Raw genomic sequence first — 25321 nt, 5'->3', positions numbered from 1 at the left:
TATTCAAAAATTTAGTTAAATTCAAAAAATAAAAAGCCTTTCTGTTCGAAATGTCTACACATTTCTTTCTACTTATGCCCTTGTTTGAAAAGAGAATATCCACTACGCTTAGGAAGATAACCGTTTATCGAAAGAGAGGTTGACGTTTTTGCGAAAGTATAAAAATCTATTATTAGCTGTCTTATTCAGCATTTTTTTGGGTGCATGTAGCCCAAGTATTGAAGATCCACTTGAATGGGAAATTGAAGATTTTACATTTACTAACCAAAACAATAAAGAGTTTGGTTTAGCCGACTTAGAAGGCAAAGTATGGCTAGCCGATTTTGTCTTTACTAATTGCACAACTGTTTGTTTGCCGATGATGTCGAATATGACGAGCTTGCAAGAACAGTTAAAAGAACAAGGATTGGATGTTCAAATCGTTTCATTTAGCGTTGACCCTTTGTTTGATAAACCCGAAGTTTTAAAATCCTACGCAGAAAATTATGGGGCAGATCTATCAACTTGGAATATGTTGACGGGTTACACTCCACAAGAAATTGATGATTTTGCGATGGACAATTTCCATACTCTGGCCAGAAAGCCTGAAAACGACGATCAAGTGATTCATGGTACTTATTTCTACTTGGTCAACCAAGAAGGTGTGATTATGAAATCGTATGAAGGATTAAATCCACCAGTAGAAGAAATTCTGGCGGATGCAGAAATTTTACTGACGGAGGACTAACTTTATGAAAAAGAAAGAAATTTGGATGAGTGCTCTGCTACTAGCTGTCGCAGTGTTATTGCTCTTGTTTTTTTTACCAAGAGAAAACGAACCAGCACCGGAAAGTCGCGTCATACTTGAGCACACGTACAGAACATATATCGCCCCTTCTTGTTTTGAAGAAGCTGATGCGACAAATTTTTTAGAAGAAGCCACGTTAGAAGAGGCTCAAGAGCTTAATTACCCTCCTCACTCTACTTGCACTGAAATCGCTTTTGCAGGAAATCGTGATAGCGGCTTTACGCGTCTTATGAAAGAGCTTGGCATTATTGAAAAGGAATCTAAGGATTGGTAAAAGAAACACCTAAATTCGCCAGGTTTTCAGACCTTCGATTTTAGGTGTTTTTTGTCTCATGGGTTTTATTTAATTACTTTGACACAAACGGGAGCTGTCGTTTGGATAATATTTTCAATTGTACAAGGTGTGCCCGCATTTCCCATTTTTAAAACCGTTAACGTATGTGAATTTTCATTCGCTACAATTAACCAATCATCTTCTGGCATAACCCCAAAATGTCTTGGTCCTTCTCCCCCGGACCCCGCTAATCCTAAATTTTCTAAAGTCCCATTAGCTTGCACGGCGAAAGAAGCTATACTGTCATGCCCCCGGTTTGATGCATAAACAAATTTGCCATCGCTCGACACAGCAATTTCTGCACTCGTATTTTCTCCTTCATAGCTATCTGGTACTAGTGGCAGCAATTGAATAAATTCCAGTTGCCCTTCACGACTGATTTCATAGACCATTAATGTAGAGTTCAGTTCATTTACTGAATAGACGAAGGGCCTTGTAGGATGAAAACTTAAATGACGCGGTCCTGCACCTGCTTCTGTTTGTACCGTATACCGAAGCGATAACTCGCCTTTTTCAGCATCTAACTTATAGGTACTGATTGTATCTGTTCCCAAATCAGATACAAGAAATAGATTTTTTCCTGGTACTTGAATAATTGAATGGGGATGAGCTGCATCTTGTCTTTCCTTATTTGGACCAGAACCTTCGTGCTTTATAGAAAATGCTAACTCTCCGATTGCACCATCTGCCAAAAGAGGATAGACATTGATAGTTGCTCCTGAATAAGTAACAGACAACAACCAATTTCCCGTCTCATCGATGGTCACATGTGCTGGATGATCGCCATTCGAAGATTGCCGATTGATTTCCATTATTTTTTTGGTGGTTGGATGAATCCAATAACTAACTAGCTCTCCATCCCCGACTTCGCTAGTCGCAACAAAGCTCGTGCCATTTGGATGAACCGCAAGAAAAGAAGGACGTTCAATGCCCTCAATGCTCGTTAACTCGGTTAGCTGTCCTTTGCTCTTTTCGAATTCCCAAAGTTTAATACCCGGCTCTTTTTCGGATGCATACGATCCTGTCAATACATAACTCGTTGCCATCAAACTACCCCCTAGACTAACTAATTTCCCACTAAAAAAACAGTTCAGAATCATTCTATTAACTACAGTTAAATCGGAATTCATGGATAAAACTTATATATTCACACAACCCGATGAATTTTTGGCACAGATAAGGTAAAGTAGGCTATGAACCCGACTAATCACTCTAAAGAGAAAGAAGGTTACCCATGAGAAACTTCGGTTTATCTATCCGTGAAAAAAGTATTGTGTGCATTGGTTTTATGGGAGTAGGAAAAACTACTGTCGGAAAGTTACTAGCCCAAAAACTGTATCGCAATTTTGTAGATATCGATGCGGAAATCGAGAAAGAGTTTGCTATGCCAATCCCACAAATATTCGAGCAATACGGTGAACAGGTATTTCGTGCTAAAGAAAAAGACTTGATTGAAAAATACAGTAAGCAGCCACTCAACATCATTTCTGTTGGAGGCGGTGCCTTTTTACAGAAAGAAATTCAAGACATGTGCATGACCAATTGCATCGTCTTGTTTCTCGACATTTCATGGGAATCTTGGAAAGACCGAATCCAAATTCTCACGGATAACCGACCTTTGTTAAAAGGGCGCTCTCTTGAAGATATCAAATCACTATTTCTTGAACGACAAAATAGTTACTCCCTCAATCACTCTAAGTTTCAAGTCGATAACTTTAAAGCGGAAGAAGCCGCCGAGTATTTGGCAGATGCGTTGAAGTTATCTTGGGAGATCCATGCGCCTCAACCAAAATAACTAGCAGACCGCCACGTTTAAGTGGCGGTTCAGACTGTAGACAAAGTCTCATTAAAGTGAATAGCCTCCAAGCGGGCTGGCCACTTCGCTTTCCGTGGGCTCAGCTTCAGCCTCCTCGTCACTGGCGTTCCTGCGGGGTCTTCAGCTTTCGCTGTCCCACAGGAGTCTTCGCGGCCAGCCCGCTTGGAATCTTCTTGCTTATATCAAAGTAAGTTATCTTAGTCTACTATTTACAAATAAAAACGTTGTGAAGTCTTTTTAACTAGTCACCCAAGGATCTGGAGCATCAAACGGCGACTCCTGCGGAAGAACGGAGTGATGAGACCCCGCAGGAGCTTGCGACGAGGAGGCTCAGCGCTTCGTCCGCGGAAAGCGTCCGTTTGGTGCGGAGGACCCTATATAAATACGAAATAATAAATTACTATACTTTTGTCTACAATCTGGACCGTCACATTTAAGTGGCGGTTTTTATCGTTTTAGGACATCACTTTTACTTTTAACCCTTATACACACTCCCCATTTTTAATATTCAGTTATTTCGAATTATACGTCATGGGGAACAGGCTTTCAATGTCTCTCCTTATGAGCTAGTAAAATGCATGTAAAAGCTCGGAAGGTCTTTTACATGCATTAATAATCTCGCTATAAATGAATAACTGTTTGAATAAATAATTGGACCATGATATAAAAAGCGATAGCAAATTTCAAATTGAATTGGAGGCCGTTGCGTATCCCACTTAATCCGTTGACACTACTTAGTATAATCACCGGCATAACAAAAGGCGATAAAATGATGGATATCACACTTCCTGATGTAACGGCTAATACAACCAATTCCGGCGGATAGGGAAAAGGAATAGCCTCTAATATACCTGTCACTAAAACGATGACAGGCAGCGGGCCTAATCCGATAAAACCGAGGAGAATCACAATAAACGGTAATAAAAACAAGATATTTAACAAAGGAATGATCCCCGTCAAAAAGTTCATACCATTAATAACATAATCTCCCACGTTCGATTGATTTAAAATATAAATCAATAAGCCTGCAGCGACCAAAATACTGTATTGTTGCGCTTGTTTTGCGATTCCTTTTGAAAGGTAGTATTGGCTTTCACCAACAAAACTTGGCATTCTTCGTTTAATAAGAAAATAAAGAAATGTCCATACAAGTATGACTAGCGGAATGGTCAACAAAAACTCAAGTCCCGTAATTTCATGGATAAAGAAAATGGTTCCAAACAAAGAGATAAACAAAAAGACAAATTCCGCTACATCTTTATTCCACTTTCCTTGATTCCGAGAATTTTTCATAGCCTTTGCTATTTCATCTCCTAAAATACCTGAAAAGTCCACTCCGTATTTCTTTTCTTGATAATAAGAAAAGATAACCGATAAAACGGTTCCCGCTAATGCAAAGACAAACCCCAGCAGCATAGATTTCCAAAGTGTTGCATCTAATGCCTCTACTGCAAAAATGAAGCTCGGAATACTAATTACCCATAATGTAGAAAGCCCAAAACCACGGAGAATTGCAGTTCCTTTGAAGTTTTCCCACGCTTCCCCTTTGTGATCTTTTAAAAAAGTATCGATAAAATGATACATCATCGGTACGACACCAAATAATAGAAAATGCGAAATCACTTGCGTCATTGCCATAAGACCAAAATAAAATTTCTGGCTTTGGTTTAAAAAATTATGAGCATAACTCATTATCTCTTCTATATAAGGCTCTTCTTTTAAAACCCAGCTAATCATAGGCACAACTAATAACAAACCAACTAAATTTCTCATTTGTTGCAACCCTTTGATTAAGTCTCCACCAAACGAGTCGCTAGTGAAAAATAACATCACTATAGCCATAATAATTAACCACATTTGGAGTTGAAACTTTTTAAACGGCATTAGGATTGCAGCGAATAGTAATAGCACCACACCCAAAACTGAAAGCAGCAAAGTTAATAATACACTTTCATAAAAATAGGTGATAAAATGCACCAAGCCATAGCCTGTAACGGATATTATAAAGCCTGTGGTAGCTTTTTGATTCATTTTATCCCCCCTCACTTTTCTTCAATCGCTTGTTCTATTCTACACTTTTTTATCTCTTTGTATTTCTAATTTAGTATTTTCCTATTAACCACTAATTGACGAAAAGTTATCTCTTATAAATTTCGTTATTTCCTCATATTTTTAGTTTTCAGTAAATATATGATATGCTCTGAGATAACAAAGGATTCTACACGAACTCCCTTGGAATATAAACGGTTTCTTATTAAACAGGACAATCCTGTATGAAAGCTTATCTGAACGCAAAGTGCTTTAACAGTATAGGGGGAATTAAAAGTGGGTGTAACAAAAAACTTCTTTATTGCATTGTCCAAAAACCAACCACTAAATAGTGCAGCCAAAAAATGGGGTCTGAAACTAGGGGCCGGAAAAGTCGTTGCCGGAACTGACATCGCTAGCATGATGCAGTCGGTAAAAGAGTTAAATGCCAATGGAATTAGCGCCACAATCGATAGTCTTGGTGAATTTGTTCACACAAAAGAAGAAGCAACAAAAGCCAAAGAGGCTATATTAGAAACACTTGAATCTATACAAGTTTACGGTGTCAATGCACATATGTCTGTAAAATTGACTCAAATTGGATTGGATGTAGATTTTGATTTTTGTCTGAAAAACATTCAAGAAATCGTAGCAGCAGCTTCTCGCTATGACATTTTCATCAACTTAGATATGGAAGATTATAATCACCTGCAACAAACACTCGATATACTTGAAGCTTTGCGTACAGAGTATGAGAATGTCGGTACAGTGATCCAAGCCTATTTGTATCGCTCTGAAAAAGATGTAGAAACTTTAAAAAACGTTCGACTCCGCCTTGTAAAAGGTGCTTATAAAGAAAGTGCAGAAGTTTCATTTCAGGAAAAGTACGAAGTCGATGAAAATTATTTAAAGCTCATTAAGATTCATCTGCGATCTCCTGGGTTTACTTCGATTGCCACACATGATCATCATATTATTGAAAAAGTAAAAGCATTCGTAAAAGAAGAAAACATTCCTCTGAATCGCTTTGAATTTCAGATGTTATATGGCTTTCGTTCTGAAATGCAAAAAGACTTAGCAAAAGAAGGTTATGCCTTTACCACCTATGTACCTTTTGGCCAGGACTGGTACGCCTACTATATGAGAAGGCTCGCTGAAAGGCCTCAAAACATTAATTTGATGTTGAGAAGCATGATTTCGAAATAACTATAAAGAAGCACCCCTGAGACAAACTCAGCGGCGCTTCTTTTTTATTCATCTAAATTCCGCACTTGAATAGGCGGTAAGAACCGTTGAATATTTTTTCGATGCTGTTCATACTGTTCTGGTAGCATCAAGTTTTCCCCTAACGAATCCGGTGATTCATCTATTGCAAATCCTGGCGGGTCTGTTGCAATCTCAAATAGGATGTCTCCATATTCACGGAAATAAATCGCATTAAAATACTGGCGATCTTGAACTGGTGTCACACCTAATCCATATGTTTCGATTTGCTCTTTCCAATCCAGTTGGTCGGCATCATCTTGTGCACGCCAAGCAATATGGTGGACCGTTCCAACCCCCATCTGCCCTACACCGACAGGAGACAATTTCACATCAATCACATTCCCTATCTCACTTGTTGCGCGGTAACGCAATAAGTCATCTTCTTCTCCAATTTTTTCTAGTCCCATAACCGTTTCTAGTAACTCAGCTGTTTTTTCTGCATTAGCTGTGTATAATGTTGCACCCCCAAATCCTTTAATCGCGACGTCTTTTGTTACGCCTTGAGTCTCCCAATTGCTGGACTCTCCTTCTTGTCTTTCAACTAATTCTAAATGGAGTCCGTGTGGGTCATCAAATACTAAATAGTGTTCTTCAAAACGTGTTTCTTTTGAAAAAGAGATGTTGAATTTCTGGAGTCTCTTTTCCCAGAATGCTAAAGCACCAGTGGGAACTGCATACGTTGTAACACCCACTTGGCCATCGCCAATTTTCCCTTTATAAGCGTTGCCCCAAGGAAAGAACGTAATAATGGTACCTGGCTTTGCTGATTCGTCGCCAAAATACAGGTGATATGTTTCTGGATCATCAAAATTAACGGTTTTCTTGACTAACCGCAATCCCAACACACCGGCATAAAAGTCTACATTTTCTTGCGGATCTGCGACAATCGCCGTAATGTGATGAATCCCCATCGATTTCTTTGTCATTTTGGAGCACTCCTTTTGTTGGTAAATCTATATGTTCATCTTATCATTCAAGTAATCTAGGTTAAAGATATCTACTTTCATGTCTACATAGTTCTTATTTTTTGATATATCCTCATTGAGGAATATTATCTTCGTATTTTTCTAATTGTTTTTTCTTTTGATTTTTGATTTCCTCTAGATTTTCTTGGCTCTCTTCTTTGTCTTCTTCAATTTCTTCTTTCCGATCTTGTTCTTCGGATCTAGAGATATTGTGGTTTTTTCGTTCTTGTTCTACTTGATCTTTTTGATGTTCTTTAAGTTCTTCCATTTTCTCTACATCTTCGGTATATTGCTCTTCCACTTCTGAAGTAGAGGGAAGAAAAGGTTCGTTGTTAAAATCCGTTCTTTTGCCATAACGAAGCATTTCATAAATAATCAATCCGTTATTCGGCATTCCGTTTGCAGTCTTCATAGGAATAACATCAAATAAGACAAAATAAAACGCATAAAAAACAAAGCGATTGAAAAAAGTAGCTCGTTCTTCAAACATGCCATTGGCCACCAAGGCATTTAACGTAATAGCCACCACTGTATTTAATAAAATCGGGCTTGCGTAAAGGGCGACATAAGCAAACTTTCCTTGTCGTTTTAGCGAATCATATGAAAACCAGCTATATAAATGGTAATACTTCCGTATATCAAACAAGCCGATTTTGAATACTCTTGGACCTGATCCAATAGTTAATCTCGGGTTTTTCACACCTAAGATCAAGCTCATCAACAAATAGCCCGATTGTCTCAGAAAGACCACTACCGGTAAAATAATAAATGCAGATATTACTAATGCTATTAAATCGGGTATTCCAAACATTTGCTCACTCCTTTCAAAAATGTAAAAATAGTACCTCTCAACTTACCCCCTTTGTGTTGCAACCTTACTCGTTCGGCATTACAAATATATTTCAATTCAGTGAATTTAGTCCGTTGGTCATTCGTAGCATTCGTGTTAGCATAACTATTAAGAAAAGAAATCCGAATCAATGAGATAGTTAACCTATACCCGAATGGACAAATATTCAACATACTTCAACAAGTAAAAATCCACTTTAAAGGATGGATCGTGTGAGAGCAAACAGTAAACGTCGAACTCAAAAAAAATGGATGATTGCTTCGTTCTTTACAGCTTTAATCTTTATAATGGTCATATTCGAGGAAACTACCGCTCCTCCTGATGTTTCAGCATCCATTCACATATCAGGCTCTGCTGCTTTTAGTCCCCCTCCCAATATTCATGAAATTGCGAAGCGAGTCGCAGTCGTAAAAAACTTGCCTTACCATGATTCTCCAAATAGCCTTTTAGATATTTATTATCCTAAAGAAGCAATCGATTCAATGCCTGTTATTTTATGGATACATGGGGGCGGGTATGTAGGAGGCTCTAAAGAAAGTCGACAAGATTACGCCATGTCACTTGCAGATGCTGGATACGTCGTAGCGAATATTGATTATTCGTTAGCTCCAGCAGCTCGTTATCCAGGTCCTATTGTTCAGGCAAATGAGGCACTTGCTTATATGAAAGTTCACGCTAGCAACTACGGTGGCGACATGGGACGAGTATTTATCGGCGGAGATTCCGCAGGGGCCCAGATTGCTAGCCAAGTAGCCGCTCTTGTATCCAATGCAGAACTCGCTAAAACCATGGCGATTCAACCCTCTATATCTAGCGATCAACTTCAAGGAGCCTTGTTGTTATGCGGTATATACAATATGAATACATTAAGAGCCACAGCTTTCCCTAATATCGATCGTTATTTAACAGCCTATACAGGCGCGGAACCTTTTGAGTCATTTGCGAAAATCGATGAACTTTCTACCGTGCAACACATTAATTCAGACTTTCCACCTGTTTTTATAACTGTTGGGGATTCAGATCCTTTTGTCTCTCAATCTACTGAACTAGTTGATGTTTTACAGTCTTATGAGGTTCGAGTCGCTTCTGTATTCTTTAAAGGCACTCAGAAAAACTTAAAACATGAATATCAATACGACCTATATACAGATGATGCAAGAGAAACACTCAAAAAAACGATCGACTTTCTTGCTGTTTATAGCAAATAAAAAATGAGCAAATACGCATATGCGATTTGCTCATTTTTTATTCTTAATTGTTAATATATTTTTCAAATACATCTCCAAAATCTTTTACATGGTATTGATTGCGGACGGAAGTCATCCAAGTAAAGCCAAAATCCGTTAGTTTTGAATATTGATCATCTAATGTTACATCACTCGTTCTAGAATTTTGTAAAACGGTGACCGCCTTATTTAAACTGTCGTTTGCCATGTTCGTAATAATGGCATTTTCGTGTGTAATTTCAGCAATTCTTAACAATGACTTATACAAATCCGTTAAACGATTGGCTTGCTGTTTTTGAACATCAATTTTAAAAGGAACCGCTCCTACAACAAATGCCAGTTCGACATCTAAATCGATTTTCCCTGCCGTTTCCAGTACGACACTTGAAATGGTATGTTGCGAATAAGGATAACGCTTTAATACTCGTTTAGATGACATTGCGCTATCGCCATCTACGTGGATAATCGCAAGGTTCGTAAAACAATACTCATCCGCCTTTGTCTTGATCAAAAAATAGATTTTTTCCCCGTCTTCATGCATCACATAATCATCCGAATCCGTTTTATCAAAGTCTTGCGGATCGATGATTTTTCCGATATCCGATAATCCTAATGCTTCTGAAGCCATTTTTTTGAACATGTCTTTTCTTCCCCTTTGCTGTAAACTGATTGCTCTATCCATCTTAGTTTATCAAACTTCACTTAAGTGGTTCCACTGTTCTTCTATCCACTTTATAAGTAAACTCTACCTCCACGGTTTTACCTGAAGAAATGTGTGCACAAAACTCCAACTCATTTGACTGCTTTAACTCGTAATCATGCGTAGACGATTCCATCTCCCATACTTGTTCGAAAACCTCGTGCTTAACATCGACTCGAACATGCTCTCGTTTTTGATTATGCACTTTGTAAATATAGGTAACATAGTCAAAATGACCACTTCGATGACTCTTCTTTTCCCAACTTTCACTAACAATGTCAAAAGCTCGCCCGATTACTAAAGATACTTTTTGCTGCACCGCTGTGTGTTTAACAACATCCTCCCCACTAAATTCTATTTCTCCATTCGCATCTTGCTGGTATACTTTCAAAATCCCTTGAGGCAATGGCATTCCTAGCTTATTAGTCTCTAGGTTATCAAATTCAACAACAATTTTTGCCTGATCACTGTGGGCATCTACTTTATACAATCTCCGATAAATAACTTCTTTTCTATTTATGAAACTGATTTGTTTAGTTTGCTTGTTTAAAATGGTCACTTGGTGATTTACCCTATATAGATGAGCATCTGCTAAACTTTGTTCTGGCTCCTCTGCTGCAGAAAACAGCCTAGCCTGTGTGAATAATGGCAAATTGTCCGTATGCCGATTCACCTTGCCAGCAGCTAACTGGAGCTGAACTTCGGAAAAAGGCATACCGCTATTATTAGTAATTTGAAACCAGCCGATAAGAGCTAGTGTAGAGCCAGTAATTTTCACTACATAATTTGCTCGCCATTCTACCCCTTCCGTCAAATAGGAAATTTTCGCTTTAGAACCGGATTCGATAGCCATGACTTTGCAAACTAATGTTGGTTTTGTCAGTAACCCTTTTGGCAATCCTGGGAATATCAACTGTCCAACTGGATCAATCACTATCTCACCTGTATCCATTCGTTCAGCAATAATATGATCAGCAACACTCAGTAACCGAACTTCCCATGCCTTATTCAACTTTTCATTTTTTACAGTTATAATCTCATCAATATATTTTTCCAATAATGCTTCTTTACTGACTAAGTCAGAGGTATAGCTTTGTTCCACGATGTGAAGTCCTTCTATGAAAATAGAATCTACTTCGATTTTAGGAGAGAGGTTCATAAATCGGATTTCCGTCACTTCTTTGTTTACTGGGACTTCTCTCACTTCTTTGACCAATCCAAATCCATCGTTATAAATGGTTATGCTTTGAGATAGTAAATGTTGGTGTGTTGATTGGAATTCCATTCAAATCCCCCCTTATTATCGGTCAAAATAAGATCTCAAATAAGCAATTGTCTCCAGTCGACACGGTTCCGTTAATGGAGATTTTTTTGTATGCACTAAATCTCCGTATAAGAGCTCCCCTAAAAATCGTAGTTCTTCCTTATAGCGATGATTTGTTTGCGGGTCATAAACTTCTACTTGCATATAAATCGCTGTATTTTGTTCTACAAAATCCGTAACTGTAATTTGGCAAGTCATCTTTGTGCCTCCTGTAACTTTAGCTAAACTACTTATCTCATTTACCTTGATTCCCTATATTCTACCACCCATTTTCAGATCACGTCTTATTTTACTGATTATTCAATTATATTAAATTTTTTTGAGTTGAAGCACACGAAAACGAAATACAGGTTGAGTAGTAAAAAACAAAGAGGTATTGGAATGATCTCATCCCAATACCTCTTATACGCTGACTTATTGTTAACTCAAAGCCTTTTGTTTACTTAAAATAGGCCAATTGCTTTTCCATCTGCAGTAACATCCATATTCATAGCGGCAGGGTTTTTAGGAAGACCAGGCATGGTCATAATATCACCCGTCAAACACACTAAAAATCCTGCACCTAATTTCGGCATAATCTCTCGAATGGTAATGGTAAACCCTTCTGGACGTCCTAATAATTTAGGCTGATCCGATAATGAATATTGCGTTTTCGCCATGCAAATCGGCAAGGAATCCCAGCCGAATCTTTTCAATTCAACAAGCTGCTTTTGGGCAAGATCAGACAATTGAATATCTGCTCCGCCATACACTTTTTGAACGATTGTCCGAAGTTTGTCTTCGATTGAATCCTCTTCTTTGTAAAGAAGTTGGAAGTTTTTCGGCCGCTGCAGTTCTTGCTTTACAAGTTTAGCTAAAGAGACTCCACCTTGCCCGCCTTTTTCCCACACTTCTGTTAAAGCAATCGCCACATCTTGTTGTTTCGCCCACTCTAGTATGGTTGCCAATTCTTCTTCACTATCTCCCGCAAAGCGATTTAATGCGACTACAGGCTCAATACCGAATTGTTGAATCGTATCCACATGCTTCGCCAAGTTGACCATTCCGCATTTCACAGCATCTGCATTAGCTTCTTTTAGCTGGTCTTTTGCTACGCCGCCATGCATTTTAAGCGCTCGAACAGTTGCTACGATGACTACAGCATCAGGATTGAAATCCCCTTTTCTCGACTTGATGTGCATAAATTTCTCTGCACCTAAATCAGCTCCAAAACCAGCTTCGGTTACGACAACATCTGCTATTTGTCTCGCTGTATTTGTTGCAATCAGCGAGTTACAGCCATGAGCGATATTCGCAAACGGACCTCCATGAATAATCGCAGGCGTCCCTTCAATCGTTTGAACTAAATTTGGTTTAAAAGCCTCTTTTAGCAATAACGTTAAAGCCCCTTCTGCTTCGAGGTCTCTAACTGTAACCGGCTCTCTGTCATATGTGTAGCCAATAACCATCTGCGCTAACCGCTCTTTTAGGTCGGCAAGAGAATTTGCTAAACAAAGTACAGCCATGATTTCCGAGGCCACCGTAATATCAAAGCCGTCTTGACGAGGTATTCCTTGACCCGGTCCCCCAAGTCCAATTGTCACTTGGCGTAACGCACGATCATTAATATCCAATACTCGTTTCCAAGTAATACGTCGTGGATCAATGTTCAAAACATTTTTTTGATGCAAATGATTGTCTATTAAAGCCGCTAACGCATTATTCGCTGAAGTAATGGCGTGAATATCACCTGTGAAATGCAAATTGATATCTTCCATTGGCAAGACTTGTGCAAAACCGCCGCCTGTCGCGCCGCCTTTCACACCCATGACTGGACCTAACGATGGTTCACGAAGAGCCACCGCAACTGATTCTTTCAATTGTTTAAACGCATCAGCTAACCCTACCGTTACAGTAGACTTCCCTTCTCCAGCAGGAGTCGGACTAATCGCTGTGACTAACACTACTTGCCCTAACTTTTGAACAGGCGGCAATTGATTTACATTGATTTTCGCCTTAAAGTTTCCGTATAATTCCAACGCCTCTTTTGAAATGCCTGCCTGTTCTGCAATGTCTAGAATCGGTTGTATAGTTGCTTCGCTTGCAATCGATAAATCCGTAAAAGCCATGAATAAAATCCCAACTTTCAATTTTTTCTTTAGTATAACCTGTTTCTTATTAAAAATCAGCGTTCACATGTCAAAGCCTTGGAAATAGAACATTAGAACCGCATATCGCTAATAATCGCTAGTTCTGGGAAATCTTCTTCGATTACTACCAATAAATCATTCTCTTCTAAATGGGCATACAACTCTTCTTCATCAACTTTGCGAACGGCCTCCAAACCTTCAGTCTGTTCATGAAACTTCAGGATATACTTTTTTTGATCACCTTTCATTAGTACATAAATGTCAAATGGCTCATATTTTTTCACGTTAGCTAGCTGTTGATGTTCTAGAATGGATGCGGCATCCAGTTTATCAAAATGTGTAAAAAGGAACGTTTCAGAACGGCTTTCTTGCGCTGAGATAAAGCTCATTTTCCCATGATGCCGGTTGATAAAGCGCTCAGACAATGACTGATGGAACGAGATTGTTTCCCATTCAACACGATTGCTGTACTTTTCGATAAAACGTTCGGATAGCACTTGATGACGCGTAATTAACGTCCAATCCACTTGATGAGCATGACGATAGATTAACGGCATCGGTAAATGCTGGTAGCGACTCAGTTCTGTCCAGTCTAATTTGTTTTGATGCTTTTCGATAAACATCGGTGACAAGCCTTTTGCATTTGCTAATTGCTGTTTTTTTGAAACAAGCTTCCAATAATAGGTCGCATCAAAGGCTCGGCTTTCTTTTTCAAATGTTTTTTGCTGCTTTTTACTTAACTCTTCAATAGCAATGGGTTGCCATTTCTTTTTATTGGCATACTTCTCAATAAAACTTTCCGATAACTTTTGCGTTTGGATCACTTCATCCCAAAACAAGCGATTTTTGTATTTCCCGATAAAGCTTTCTGACAGTGCTTGGTGACCAGAGATTAACTTCCAATTTACTTGATCTACATTTTCTTTAATAAATTGCTCAGACAATTGCTCTTCCTGACAAATTTGGTTCCACGGAATCGAGCGTTTGTCTTTTAGGTTCTTAGCTTCCATTAATTCAGATAAAGAATTGAACATATAAACCACACTCACTTTACATTTCTTTATTGTTTATACTAACATGCCTGCATATGAAAAACTTATTATAGGCAAAGAGAATCCCTTACTCAATTGAGCAAGGGATTCTCTTTGATAAATTATTTTTTCTTTTGAACAATCGCTACCGTACACCTCGAAACACAAATCAACTTTTCTTCTTCATCAATAATTTTCACATCCCAAACCATAGTGGTTCTTCCTTTATGCAAGGGCGTGCCGATAGCCGTCACTATTCCGTCTCGTTTTCCACGTAGATGATTGGCATTAATCTCGAGACCTACTGCCATTTCATTTTCTTGATCGATTAAATTCCAAGTGCCAAAACTAGCAACTGTTTCAGCTAATACGACGGATGCCCCTCCATGAAGTTGACCAAAAACTTGATGTGTAGGTCCATGCACAGGCATGGTAGCCATTGCGATATCCGCAGTCATTTCACCTAGCTCGATTCCTAGCAGACCAATAATGGTTTCATCCATTGGCTTCATGTCCATGAAAACATTCTCCTTCTCAACTTCCACCCTTACTTTCCGTCATTTTCTTTTAGTTTTTTATCCGCATATAGTTCTCGTAACAAAAATTTCTGTATCTTTCCACTAGCGTTACGTGGCAATTCATCAACAAAGCGGTATGTTCTTGGTCGTTTGAATCGCGCTAAATTTTCGTTGTTCAGGCAATATTCTTCTAATTGATCCTCCGTCAACAAATCATTTTTTACGACGATAAATGCCATTACCGATTCTCCCCACTTTTCATCGGGGATGCCTAATACGGCGACATCCTGAACCAGTTCATGTCCGTGAAGAGCATCTTCTACTTCGCGCGGATAAATATTTTCTCCCCCGCTAATAATCATGTCATCGACTCGGTCGGCTACATACAAATAACCCTCTTCATCCATGTATCCAAGGTCGCTAGTATGGTACCAGCCTTTATACATCACACGAGCTGTAGCTTGCGGGCGATGGAAATACCCCAACATCATACTTGGACCTCGAACAATAATTTCTCCAACCTCAAACGGATCTACTTGATCATCGGGTTCTGAAGGTCCGTGATCTTGTGGACGAACAATTCGAATTTCATGATTAAAAGCAGGTTTTCCAGCAGACCCCGCTTTAGTTAACTGTTCATCTTCAGCTAGAAAAGTAATAGCTGGTCCCATCTCCGTTTGACCATACGCCTGAATTAGCTCAACTCCAAGCACTTCTTTAACTCGTTTCACGAGGACAGGCGCCATTGGAGCTGCTCCATATAATCCACGTTGCAAGGTTTTTACTTTCGAATCCGCTTCGCCTATTTCTGTCATCATGCTCCACATTGTGGGTACTGCGAACATGACGGTAACCTTTTCTTGTTCAATAGTGTCGACCGTTGCTTGAGGATCGAACTGATGCATGATAATGCTTGAAGCACCTACTTGAACACGCGGAATGATGCAACAATGCAATTCAGCACAATGGAACATTGGCGCAATTACCATGCCCACATCATTTTTTGTATATTTCAGCATCGCAATACACGTCATACTTTGTTCTGCCATATTGCGATGAGAATGGATAACGCCTTTTGGTCGTCCAGTTGTTCCACTTGTATACATAATGGCGTATATATCTGTTTCATCCACCTCTACAAGTGGATCTGTCGAGATAGCTTCAGTAACTTGCTTTTGATAGCTCACCGCATATTCTGGAACATTTTCATCTATAAACCAAAATTGAATACTTGGAAATTGCTCAGCCACTTTCCCGACTGTTTCTTTTAAAGCTTCTTCAAAAAGAACTACTACGGGTGTCGCATCACTTAATATATACGCTAGTTCTTCTGGCTTTAAACGGAAGTTGATAGGATTGAAAACAGCTCCAATTTTTGCACAAGCAAACAATGCTGTAGGTAATTCACTATTATTAAAAAGAAAGCTTGAAACACGATCCCCTTTGCAGACACCTGCCTTAATAAGCGCATTCGCTAAACGATGAACCTCCTCACTCCATTGTGAATAGGTCCATCTCTGTTCTCTTCTCATATCAACTAGCGCTTCTTTGTTCGGATACATACTTACTGTCTGATCAAAGATCTTCCCAAGTGTTGCGTACATTCTTTGCTCCGCCTCCTTCTAATTTAGCCACATGATATCCCTTCATAATGTCAGAAAAAAAGCAATATTGCAACTACTTGGAGTTTCTTAAGAAAGATACACGCTTCCGGAAAAATGGCTCCCACATATTTTGATTAAAAAAACAATAATTTAATAAAAACTATTAACTTTTATTCAAAACGGTCGATATAGTATTTATGAGATTATAAAATCCTTTATTTTTCCATTATTTTATTATTTATTAAAAATCTAATTACCATTTTCATGACTTTCATCTTTGTAACACAATTGTAATATTGAAACTTATTGCCTATATTGCATTAATTATATAGAATTAAGTAACTCGAACAGACTAGACAGAATTATGGATAAATAAAACGACAAAAAGGGGCTTGAGGATGAGAAAGATTATTTTTACGTTATTTGCAGCTACAGCATTGTCAATGGCTATCGGAACGTCAAATACTGAGGCAAGTACTTACACAGTAAAATCTGGAGATACGTTATGGAAAATCGCATCTAGCAACAACATTTCGGTTAATCAATTGCTGTCATGGAACAATTTATCGTCAAATTCAATTTATCCAAATCAGACGATCAAAGTCTCAGCCGCTGCAACAACAGTTGCTACTCCAGCAAAACCTGCTGTTTCTAGCACACCGGTCACTTCGGCAAATACATATACCGTAAAGTCAGGAGATACGTTATCAAGCATTGCTCGACTTCACAGCACGAGCGTTAGCTCAATTCAACAGTTGAATAAGCTTTCTGGAAGCAATATTTTTCCTGGACAAAAGCTAACAGTTAGCGGAAAAGCAGTTACTGTTGCTCCGACAACTACAGTTAAAGTTCCAACAGCTGCCCCTACAGTTTCTAGCACAAGTACGTATCGCGTAGTTAGCGGTGATACATTAACGAACATTGCTAAACGTCACAATACATCTGTTTCACAATTGATGAGTTTGAATAGCTTGAAATCTAGTGCAATCCGCATCGGACAAGTTTTAAAAGTTGATGCAAAATCAGCTACCGGTTCGTTAGTAACGGTTTCAAATCCAGTAGTCACTCCTCCCGTCAATTCTGGTGCGATTTCTACATTAATAACATCAGCAACATCTTACTTAGGTACACCTTATAAATGGGCTGGATCTGCACCAGGCGGATTTGATTGCAGTGGCTATATTTACTATGTTTACAATCAAGCAGGATTCAGTGTTCCAAGAACGAACACCACAGGCTTTTATGCGCTATCTTCTCCTGTTAGTTCTCCTGAAGTTGGCGATTTAGTATTCTTTAAAGACACTTATCGTCCAGGAATTTCACATATGGGAATTTTAATTGGTAACAATAGCTTTATCCACGCCGGTGGTGATCGCGTTCAAATTACAAGTTTGAATGATAAATACTGGAGTTCAAAGTTCGACAGTTACAAACGTTTAAACGTCATGAAATAAAAAATACGCAATAACAAAAACCAGCAGCCTAGAATTTATCTAGACTGCTGGTTTTTTGATTTTTTGTTACCACTAAAGATATGAGCAAGATTCTATTCCTACATCTCTTTGCCTCTGCTATGTGAGTATTTTTTTACTTTTCATCTCTTTCGGCTAAATTATTTACAATAATCTTTGCTAAGTCAGCACCATTTTGAATGCACGCGCCAATTCCCACTCCAAAATAAGAAGAGCCTGCGAGTTTAATACGCGGGACTATGGCTTCCATTTTCAACTCCAATGCATTAATCGCATTTTTATGTTCCATATGATAATTAGGCATTAAGTTTTTCCACCCTGTTACTTCGGCAGTCAATGGCAGCTCTTTGATCCCCAAACTTTTTTCGATATCGCTCATGGCCACTTTCACCAATTCTTCTTCTGACAAATCTTTTAGCTGACCATATAATGGGTGTGAACTTTTGTAAAATAACCGTACCAATAGTTTTTGGTTTTTAGATGTATGTTGCCATTTCCGACTTGTCCATGTACATGCGTTACAATGCAGGTCGCTTTCTTGCGACACGATAAAACCTGTACCGTCTTCTGGCATACGGTCGTCCGGAATATCATAACCGAGATACACACTAATCAACGAAGAGTTTAAAAACTGATCAAATTCAGTGTTTAGCTCGGGCAAATTCAATAACTCTTGTGCTACTTGATGCGGGGTAGCCAAAATTACGTAATCAGCTTCTAATGCTTCACCATTTTCAAGCTTTATCAGGTAGCCGTCTTTGTCTTTTTTAATAGACTTTGTCCCGATTCCTTTGATAATTCGATTTTGTTCTAATTTGTTTTCTAATGTATCAATCAATACTTCCATACCGTCATCAAATGAAATGAATTTTTTATTTGCGGCACCTTGAAAAAATTCTTTATTTGCTTCAAAACCTTTAATAATACTGCCATACTTATTTTTGTAATCGACTAAATACGGCAATGTCGATGATAAAGTTAACTCATAAAGATTTCCTGAATAGACGCCGGATAACACTGGCGCAATTTGATTTTCAACCAACTCTTTGCCTAAAAAAGCTTCTAGAAACTCCCCAATTGAACTATCCCGTGTATAATTTTCGTTCGGGCTAGTAAAATCTTTTAACGCTGCCTGTTTTCCTTCTTCTGAAACAAGCGTTGAACTAAATAACGCTTCTTTGCTCATGGGAATACCAAAGACACTGTCTTTTGGAATAGCATGGAGTACATTATTCGCATATAAATAAGAAATCCCTGTACCGTTATAAACCATCCGCTCTTTTAACCCCAACTCTTCGATGAGCGGCATAACACTGGCATGACGTGCAACAATGGAGTCTGCCCCGACTTCCATAATGAACTCTTCGTTCTTTACCGTTTTAATCTTGCCACCTAGCTGAGATGAACGTTCAATTAGAACCAACTCTAGTCCGAGGTTTTCTTGCATATTTAGCTTTTGCAAATAATACATGGCGGAAAGACCCGTAATGCCTCCCCCAATGACTACAATTTTCTTCAATTTGATCCACTCCTTGCTTATGCTTCTATTCTACCAATATTTCTATCTGACTACATTGTTCTTTTTGTCCGTTTTAATACGCTTTAATACTTAGCCATGGTAGGATAAAAGATAAGTACTCGTAATTTTTATCCGAAAAGGAGAGCTGTTTACTGATGAATCGTATTGACCAGAATATCATGGAAAGACGCTCAATCAAGAAATTTAAAGTTGACGCCGTTAATACCGAAGAAATTATCAACCTATTGAATGTCGCCAAATGGGCACCTAATCATAAAGTTAATGAACCTTGGCGTTTCCAGCTTTATACCGGGGCTGGCAAAGAGAAATTTGTTCAAGCTTTTCTTGAAGCTATGAAAACAGCTGATGGAGAAACGCCTGCAAAAGCATTTAACAAAGCGGATTATTTCCGCAGCATCCCGCTTCACTTAGTCGTAATCATGCCTGAAGATCCTAGACAAAGAAGATGGGATGAAGATTACGGCGCCGTTTCTTCGATGCTTCAAAATTTCCAACTCGCTGCTTGGGAACGTGGCATTGGTATGATTTGGCGTTCTAACGACTGGATATATAACCCTGTGTTCCGCGAAGCTATCGGCGTCCAACCAGGAGAAAAAATTGTTGCAACGATGATGATTGGCTACCCTGCCCACATCCCAGCAAAACAAGAACGTACTGATATTCGTGAAAAGTTGACGATTATTAGTGAATAGGTAAAAAACGTCTTGTCCGACCATTCGACTGGTTGGGCAAGACGTTTTTGTTTAGAAATTAGACAACCTTTTTAGTTAACGCAGTCATCGCGCCCATTGCTCCAGAAAACTCTCCGTTATCAGGAAACACAGGAACAGAACCTCGTAAAATGGTGTAGCTTGTTACCACTTCTTTTAAAAGTGGATTATCAATAAATGAAGAACCAATGTAAACAATAGTAGAACTTCTGCATTGGCGAGCTGCTTGAACACTTACTGTGCTAACCGTTTCACCTACAAGTCCTATTACTGCCGCTAGCAACTCTTCTTTCGTCACACCATCTGAAATCGCAAACAAATTCTGACCAAAATTACTAGCTGTTAGCTCTCCTGAAATGGGCGGCTCTTTGTCTTCGTATATATCTTTAACTTTTAAATCGAGGCGATCACGCGAACCTCGGCTTGCCAATTCGACGATTTCGTCATACCGAGTAACTCCCGTCAACAAATGGCTTAACCCAATTAACGTACCGCCGCCAACACCTGTACCGCCTAGTCGTTCTTGCATATTATCTTGTATACAATGAATGGACGTTCCGGTCCCCACGTTGGTCACTAAATAAGCATCTTCTAAAGTTCCGTTTTTCTCAAGTAGAACTTGTACGCCGAGATGTGTAGCTTCAAATTCTACCATTTCTTGTGCTGGTTGATCGAGTAACGAAACAAGCACTCCCGACCTTCCTCCCGTAACACAAACTTTGCAGTCACCGAGATTATTCACCCAGTCTGCAACTTGCTCGATTTCAGCAATTGGGTACTTTTCAAAATGGACCTCCCCTTTTTTGGTATACGCCACTTTGATCAATGTACCACCTGCATCTATTCCGACAATCATTTCTGCACCTGCTCTTTCTCACATTTAAAAAATGCCAGATAATTTATACATATGTGATAAAATTCTACCATACTCGTTTACATTATGGGAGTTGTTTGCGGATTAGCAAACTCTCAAGACCTATTCCTTCTATTATGTTAATAATCGAAGTTTTACGGGTATAGCATATCCAAGACACCCATAAAAAAAGAGGAGGAAATTGCATGGACTCTACAACGTGGCTATACATAGCACTCGTCATCTTTTTAGCAGGGCTAGTTATAGCAATCATCGGAGTTGTTCTACTAATAGTAGGGATGAAAGAACCGGTGAAAGATATGAAAAGTTCAGCAAACAAATTGAAAGAACGTGCAGATAAACTTCAATTAGAAGCAGCGAACTTGTCTCATCATGCTAATGAACTAAAAGAAGACGTTCAAATGAAAACAGAAAAAATTACTGTGCTTGTTGATGCCGCAAAAGGCACAATGAATTCAGTCATTGACTTGAACGCTTCTGTTCGTGCCATTACAGGGAACATTGCATCGAGAGTTGATCACGACCGAGAAAACATTGCGCAAGTAAATGAATGGAGTAACGGTGCCGTTAAGCTACTCACATTATTGGAAAATCAAAGACGCACCGAAAGCAATCGTCCTACGTATTCGTCACCATCTTTACACGATGAAAAACAGTACTAATGCATAAAAGGCAGCCTAAATGGCTGCCTTTTCGTATGCTTCTATTTGAAGCGCATTATTGTTCTACAACGCCACTGTTTTTTTGAATATTTACTTGATGTGGGAATGGAATTTCAATTCCTTTTGCATCAAGTGCTTCTTTAATGGCTTTGCGCAATTGCCGTTCTACTGCCCATTGTTCGCCATTTTCTGCTCTTGCGATGACGCGCAACGTAACGTCTGAAGCACCAAATGCTTGCACGCCAATAACATCCGGTCCATCGACAATCCCAATATCTCTTGATGCCATTTGTGTACAAGCTTCTTGTATAACTGCCATTGCTTCATCGATATTTTCATCATATGAAATGCCAATATCCACAAGCGCACGCATGTTGCCTCGCGAGTGATTGCTGACGGTTAAGATGTCTCGGTTCGGAATATAATTCAATGTACCATCAAAGCTCCGAAGTTTCGTTGTTCTTAAACCCACGGCTTCAACAATGCCATCAATGTTCCCAACGGTAACATAATCGTTCACATCAAGCTGTTTTTCCAGCAATAAAAAGAAACCCGTTACGACATCACTCACTAAGCCTTGTGCACCGAAACCTATTGCTAATCCAATAATTCCAGCCCCTGCAATCAAACTTGCTACAGACAAACCGAATATATTAAATACCGTTGTAACCAGAACAAAGATTAAAATATATGAAAAAATATTCTCTGATAGGCTTTGAAGCGTTAAGGCGCGCCCCTTCGTAACATCTTCCTTTATCAACAATCTTTCAAAAAATCGATTGATTAATTTTTTTCCAATGGCCCTTACAATAAGAAAAGCAATTAAAACACCGATTATTTGAGCTACTATAACTCCTGCACCAATAAGGAGCACTTCCCATTCAAAATTTCCTAAGTCTAACAAAAAATCATCCTTTCCATTTTAATGGCACAACGTAATACATTTCAGTGCCATAATCACATTCAATATTCCTTTTCCTTTATAACATACATGTTCAAATGATTTCATTTATTAACTCTATTTTCTAATCTTCTCTATTTTTGAGGATGACCATGGTCTCTGTGAATCGAATTAACATTTCTAATTGGAAATATTTTAAAGTTTTTAAATTTGATTGAAAGGGAATGGAAGTATTACCGCATAAACTTACCTCTCCTATAGAAAGATGATGATGATATTGAATGTACATGAAAATACTTTTTTATCGATTGACCCTGGAATAAATAGATCAATATTAAATTCATTAAGAGATCCTATCTGTTTAATCGACGCTAACGGAACAATCTGTTTTACAAATAACGAATGGAATCGGTTTGCAATACATAATGGCAGTGATTTATCGAAATGTGGTACCGGTGCAAATTACTTTCAGTATTGCGATAAAGAACCCACTGTCCAAAAAGGTTTACAGGCAGTTTTTTCAGGGGAGATAGATTGCTTCAACTTTGAATACCCTTGTCATTCCTCGACTGCTAGCAGATGGTTTTTAATGCAAGCTAATCCTCTGCAAGCTAATGCAGCCTCTGTTGAAGGAGTAGTGATTCGCCATGTAGATATTACACAACAAAAGTTGACAGAGCTTCAATTGAAAGAGCATGCTGAAAAAGATTCGTTGACTTCACTTTTTAACAGGCGTTATTTTCAGGAACAGTTAAAAAAAGAAGTGCGTTCTGCACATCAGAAAAACACACCGATATCCTTGTTATATATTGATACAGACAATTTTAAAGAAATTAACGATACTTATGGACACCCTACAGGTGACCAAGTATTAAAACAACTGGCCATGCAAATTACAAAGTTCACAAGACCTTCCGATACGACAGCACGTATTGGCGGAGACGAGTTTGCTGTGATTTTGCCTAATACCAACAAAGCAGATTTAGAACTTATTGCTACTCGATTAAGCCAAGAAATTCAGAATCTAAACATTCAAGAACAAAACCGGCAAATTGACGTTACCGTATCAATAGGCGGTAAAAGTTTCACAAATAATTCTTCTCTTAATTGCATGATTGAATGGGTAGATGATGCATTGTATGCAGCAAAAGATAAAGGCAAAAACCAAGTCGTTATCGCTTAAATTTTTCCGTTAGGTAAACGCACGAACAACTTATAAATAAGATTGTAACAAAAGAACCCCGAATGATTTCACTTTTAAAGTGACTATCATTCGGGGTTCTTCTGTAACTTTTCTTCACTTGCAAAATAGCCTAATCACTTCTTCTTCAACAAACGGAATACAATAAATCCAATAACCCCAACTGCTAATATAAGAAGGACCGTAATGAGCATATTGCCCCCGTCTTCTTCAGAGGTTTCTGAAGCTTGAGCAGACTCCTGTTCTGTATCGATTGCTTTTTCGGTAATAGGTTCTTCTTCAGTTTCGGCATTAGTATCTTCTACTGGTTCTTCTTCAGCAACTTCGACTGCTAATTCAAATGGAACTTCTCCTTCGATCACATGCCCATCTACTCCAATGATTTCCCAGTGAATGGTATATGAGCCATTTGGAAGCTGTTCTTTTATCGCTCCTGTCATCATTTCACTAGAAAGCGTGATTTCTTCAAAATCATAGGTCATCTCTTCACTCTCTAATGTCATTGTACTTCCTTGCTCGATAACCGTTCCAAAAGTTAAAACTACTTCTTCTAATGTTTCATCAACGACAGATCCCTCTGCAGGTGTTGAGGAGGATAATGTCGTATGCGCTTGCCCAACTACTGGTAATGAAAAAATAGCTAATACCAATAAAATCATTATTTTCTTCATATACTTCATCTCCATTTCTTTTTCGATTTTACAGTACTTTTAGGTATGTTTTTCTTTATAATTTTTCGAAACTCAAAACTTTTACCCATTTCAGAGCTTTCGACACAATATAGTAAAAATTGAAACTCTCTACGCCTTATTTTAGTAAACAAAAAGCTAGCCAGGAGGGCTAGCTTTTTTGTTATATTTTAATTACTGTTTACGTGTACGAACTGCTACTACTGTTGTCAATGTAGCTAACATCAAGCCTATAAGAACCCATACGATTGGGAATGAGTTTTGATCGGCCATGCCGCCCATGCCTGTTTTCGGCATTTCAGATGGCATTTCGGTTGCGCTAAATTGATCTGGGAATTGATCCACGATTGCCGCAGACAAGCCTGCTGCTGGCATTTGCATATGTGCATACGCTTCGCGAATTGAGCTGTACGCTGCGTCAAAGTCGCCGGCTACGTATGAATCAAATGCGCCTAGTAATTGTCCAACGTGGGCTGTTAAGCCTTCTTCAAGTGCATCGGCTGGTACGCGTCCTTCAGTTGCTGCGTCTAAGAATGCCGCTTGGTCTAAGATATACTGATCCAGCTCGGCACGCGCTTGTTCTTGCCCTTCTTTGTTGCCTTCACCTGTTGCTGTTACGTAATCCACAAAGTAGCCAATGTGTGACTTCCATGTTTCTTCAAATTGTGCACCGGCTTCTTCGCCGTAAACGGAT

The 25321-nt window shown here is 38.8% G+C and carries 25 protein-coding genes; 9 read left to right on the top strand and 16 right to left on the bottom strand.

Annotation, left to right across the window (positions count from 1 at the left end):
- Positions 1-148 precede the first annotated feature (148 nt).
- Together GPDM_RS06725 and GPDM_RS06720 are read left to right on the top strand one after the other, a co-directional pair.
- Positions 149-727: an SCO family protein gene (locus GPDM_RS06725; RefSeq protein ID WP_008430134.1), complete on the top strand. Its 579-nt coding sequence runs from the start codon at positions 149-151 to the stop codon at positions 725-727.
- A gap of 4 nt (positions 728-731) precedes the next feature.
- A complete protein-coding gene (locus GPDM_RS06720) occupies positions 732-1061 on the top strand; it encodes a hypothetical protein (protein ID WP_008430132.1) in 330 nt (109 codons plus the stop codon).
- A 65-nt stretch (positions 1062-1126) separates the two neighbouring features.
- Here the strand turns inward: GPDM_RS06720 and GPDM_RS06715 are convergent, their stop codons facing one another.
- Positions 1127-2167, bottom strand: a complete 1041-nt coding sequence (locus GPDM_RS06715) for a lactonase family protein (RefSeq protein ID WP_008430131.1) — start codon at positions 2165-2167, stop codon at positions 1127-1129.
- A gap of 188 nt (positions 2168-2355) precedes the next feature.
- Between GPDM_RS06715 and GPDM_RS06710 the strand changes: the two genes are divergently transcribed.
- Complete coding sequence (locus GPDM_RS06710) at positions 2356-2916, top strand: shikimate kinase (protein ID WP_008430130.1); 561 nt, start codon at positions 2356-2358, stop codon at positions 2914-2916.
- Positions 2917-3558: 642 nt separating this feature from the next.
- Here GPDM_RS06710 and GPDM_RS06705 read toward each other — a convergent pair.
- A complete protein-coding gene (locus GPDM_RS06705; protein WP_008430129.1) occupies positions 3559-4968 on the bottom strand; it encodes a hypothetical protein in 1410 nt (469 codons plus the stop codon).
- A 294-nt stretch (positions 4969-5262) separates the two neighbouring features.
- Between GPDM_RS06705 and GPDM_RS06700 the strand changes: the two genes are divergently transcribed.
- A complete protein-coding gene (locus GPDM_RS06700; protein ID WP_008430127.1) occupies positions 5263-6171 on the top strand; it encodes a proline dehydrogenase family protein in 909 nt (302 codons plus the stop codon).
- 44 nt (positions 6172-6215) lie between these two features.
- On the opposite strand, the gene GPDM_RS06695 is transcribed toward GPDM_RS06700, so the two are convergent.
- Together GPDM_RS06695 and GPDM_RS06690 are read right to left on the bottom strand one after the other, a co-directional pair.
- Positions 6216-7157 (bottom strand): ring-cleaving dioxygenase, encoded by a 942-nt coding sequence (locus GPDM_RS06695; protein WP_008430126.1) that lies wholly within the window; start codon positions 7155-7157, stop codon positions 6216-6218.
- Positions 7158-7269: 112 nt separating this feature from the next.
- On the bottom strand, positions 7270-8007 hold the full coding sequence (locus GPDM_RS06690; RefSeq protein ID WP_008430125.1) for a hypothetical protein: 738 nt from the start codon (positions 8005-8007) through the stop codon (positions 7270-7272).
- A 251-nt stretch (positions 8008-8258) separates the two neighbouring features.
- Here GPDM_RS06690 and GPDM_RS06685 point away from each other — a divergent pair, with 251 nt between their 5' ends.
- Positions 8259-9254, top strand: a complete 996-nt coding sequence (locus tag GPDM_RS06685; RefSeq protein ID WP_008430124.1) for an alpha/beta hydrolase — start codon at positions 8259-8261, stop codon at positions 9252-9254.
- Between the two features lie 43 nt (positions 9255-9297).
- Here GPDM_RS06685 and GPDM_RS06680 read toward each other — a convergent pair whose 3' ends face one another.
- The 7 genes from GPDM_RS06680 to GPDM_RS06650 form a co-directional block, all read right to left on the bottom strand.
- Positions 9298-9912, bottom strand: a complete 615-nt coding sequence (locus GPDM_RS06680; RefSeq protein WP_008430123.1) for a PH domain-containing protein — start codon at positions 9910-9912, stop codon at positions 9298-9300.
- A 58-nt stretch (positions 9913-9970) separates the two neighbouring features.
- On the bottom strand, positions 9971-11257 hold the full coding sequence (locus GPDM_RS06675) for a DUF4139 domain-containing protein (RefSeq protein WP_008430122.1): 1287 nt from the start codon (positions 11255-11257) through the stop codon (positions 9971-9973).
- Between the two features lie 15 nt (positions 11258-11272).
- Positions 11273-11494, bottom strand: coding sequence for a hypothetical protein (locus GPDM_RS06670; protein WP_008430121.1), 222 nt, complete (start codon positions 11492-11494; stop codon positions 11273-11275).
- Positions 11495-11739: 245 nt separating this feature from the next.
- The gene (locus GPDM_RS06665; RefSeq protein WP_008430120.1) at positions 11740-13404 is read right to left on the bottom strand and encodes a formate--tetrahydrofolate ligase; all 1665 of its coding nucleotides are present in this window, start codon (positions 13402-13404) and stop codon (positions 11740-11742) included.
- A gap of 92 nt (positions 13405-13496) precedes the next feature.
- Positions 13497-14459, bottom strand: coding sequence for a hypothetical protein (locus tag GPDM_RS06660; RefSeq protein WP_008430118.1), 963 nt, complete (start codon positions 14457-14459; stop codon positions 13497-13499).
- A 119-nt stretch (positions 14460-14578) separates the two neighbouring features.
- Positions 14579-14974, bottom strand: a complete 396-nt coding sequence (locus GPDM_RS06655) for a hotdog fold thioesterase (protein WP_039863047.1) — start codon at positions 14972-14974, stop codon at positions 14579-14581.
- 29 nt (positions 14975-15003) lie between these two features.
- Complete coding sequence (locus tag GPDM_RS06650; RefSeq protein WP_008430114.1) at positions 15004-16578, bottom strand: fatty acid--CoA ligase; 1575 nt, start codon at positions 16576-16578, stop codon at positions 15004-15006.
- A 398-nt stretch (positions 16579-16976) separates the two neighbouring features.
- Between GPDM_RS06650 and GPDM_RS06645 the strand changes: the two genes are divergently transcribed.
- Complete coding sequence (locus GPDM_RS06645) at positions 16977-18032, top strand: C40 family peptidase (RefSeq protein ID WP_008430112.1); 1056 nt, start codon at positions 16977-16979, stop codon at positions 18030-18032.
- Positions 18033-18165: 133 nt separating this feature from the next.
- Here GPDM_RS06645 and GPDM_RS06640 read toward each other — a convergent pair whose 3' ends face one another.
- Positions 18166-19569: a protoporphyrinogen oxidase gene (locus GPDM_RS06640; RefSeq protein WP_008430111.1), complete on the bottom strand. Its 1404-nt coding sequence runs from the start codon at positions 19567-19569 to the stop codon at positions 18166-18168.
- A gap of 155 nt (positions 19570-19724) precedes the next feature.
- Between GPDM_RS06640 and GPDM_RS06635 the strand changes: the two genes are divergently transcribed.
- Positions 19725-20282: a nitroreductase family protein gene (locus GPDM_RS06635; RefSeq protein ID WP_008430109.1), complete on the top strand. Its 558-nt coding sequence runs from the start codon at positions 19725-19727 to the stop codon at positions 20280-20282.
- 58 nt (positions 20283-20340) lie between these two features.
- Here GPDM_RS06635 and coaW read toward each other — a convergent pair whose 3' ends face one another.
- Positions 20341-21156, bottom strand: coding sequence for a type II pantothenate kinase (coaW, locus tag GPDM_RS06630; RefSeq protein ID WP_008430107.1), 816 nt, complete (start codon positions 21154-21156; stop codon positions 20341-20343).
- A gap of 203 nt (positions 21157-21359) precedes the next feature.
- On the opposite strand from coaW, the gene GPDM_RS06625 reads away from it, so the two are divergent.
- Positions 21360-21836: a DUF948 domain-containing protein gene (locus GPDM_RS06625; RefSeq protein WP_008430106.1), complete on the top strand. Its 477-nt coding sequence runs from the start codon at positions 21360-21362 to the stop codon at positions 21834-21836.
- Between the two features lie 55 nt (positions 21837-21891).
- Here GPDM_RS06625 and GPDM_RS06620 read toward each other — a convergent pair whose 3' ends face one another.
- The gene (locus GPDM_RS06620; RefSeq protein ID WP_008430105.1) at positions 21892-22740 is read right to left on the bottom strand and encodes a mechanosensitive ion channel family protein; all 849 of its coding nucleotides are present in this window, start codon (positions 22738-22740) and stop codon (positions 21892-21894) included.
- Between the two features lie 274 nt (positions 22741-23014).
- Between GPDM_RS06620 and GPDM_RS06615 the strand changes: the two genes are divergently transcribed.
- Positions 23015-23920, top strand: a complete 906-nt coding sequence (locus GPDM_RS06615) for a sensor domain-containing diguanylate cyclase (RefSeq protein WP_237704143.1) — start codon at positions 23015-23017, stop codon at positions 23918-23920.
- 134 nt (positions 23921-24054) lie between these two features.
- Here GPDM_RS06615 and GPDM_RS06610 read toward each other — a convergent pair whose 3' ends face one another.
- Positions 24055-24609 (bottom strand): copper resistance CopC family protein, encoded by a 555-nt coding sequence (locus tag GPDM_RS06610; protein WP_008430103.1) that lies wholly within the window; start codon positions 24607-24609, stop codon positions 24055-24057.
- Positions 24610-24801: 192 nt separating this feature from the next.
- A partial coding sequence (locus GPDM_RS06605; RefSeq protein ID WP_008430102.1) for a hypothetical protein occupies positions 24802-25321 on the bottom strand: 520 nt, incomplete at its 5' end.

This window comes from Planococcus donghaensis MPA1U2, from assembly GCF_000189395.1.
In the GTDB taxonomy this organism is placed as follows: domain Bacteria; phylum Bacillota; class Bacilli; order Bacillales_A; family Planococcaceae; genus Planococcus; species Planococcus donghaensis_B.
This window is presented reverse-complemented; position numbering and strand designations above follow the sequence as displayed.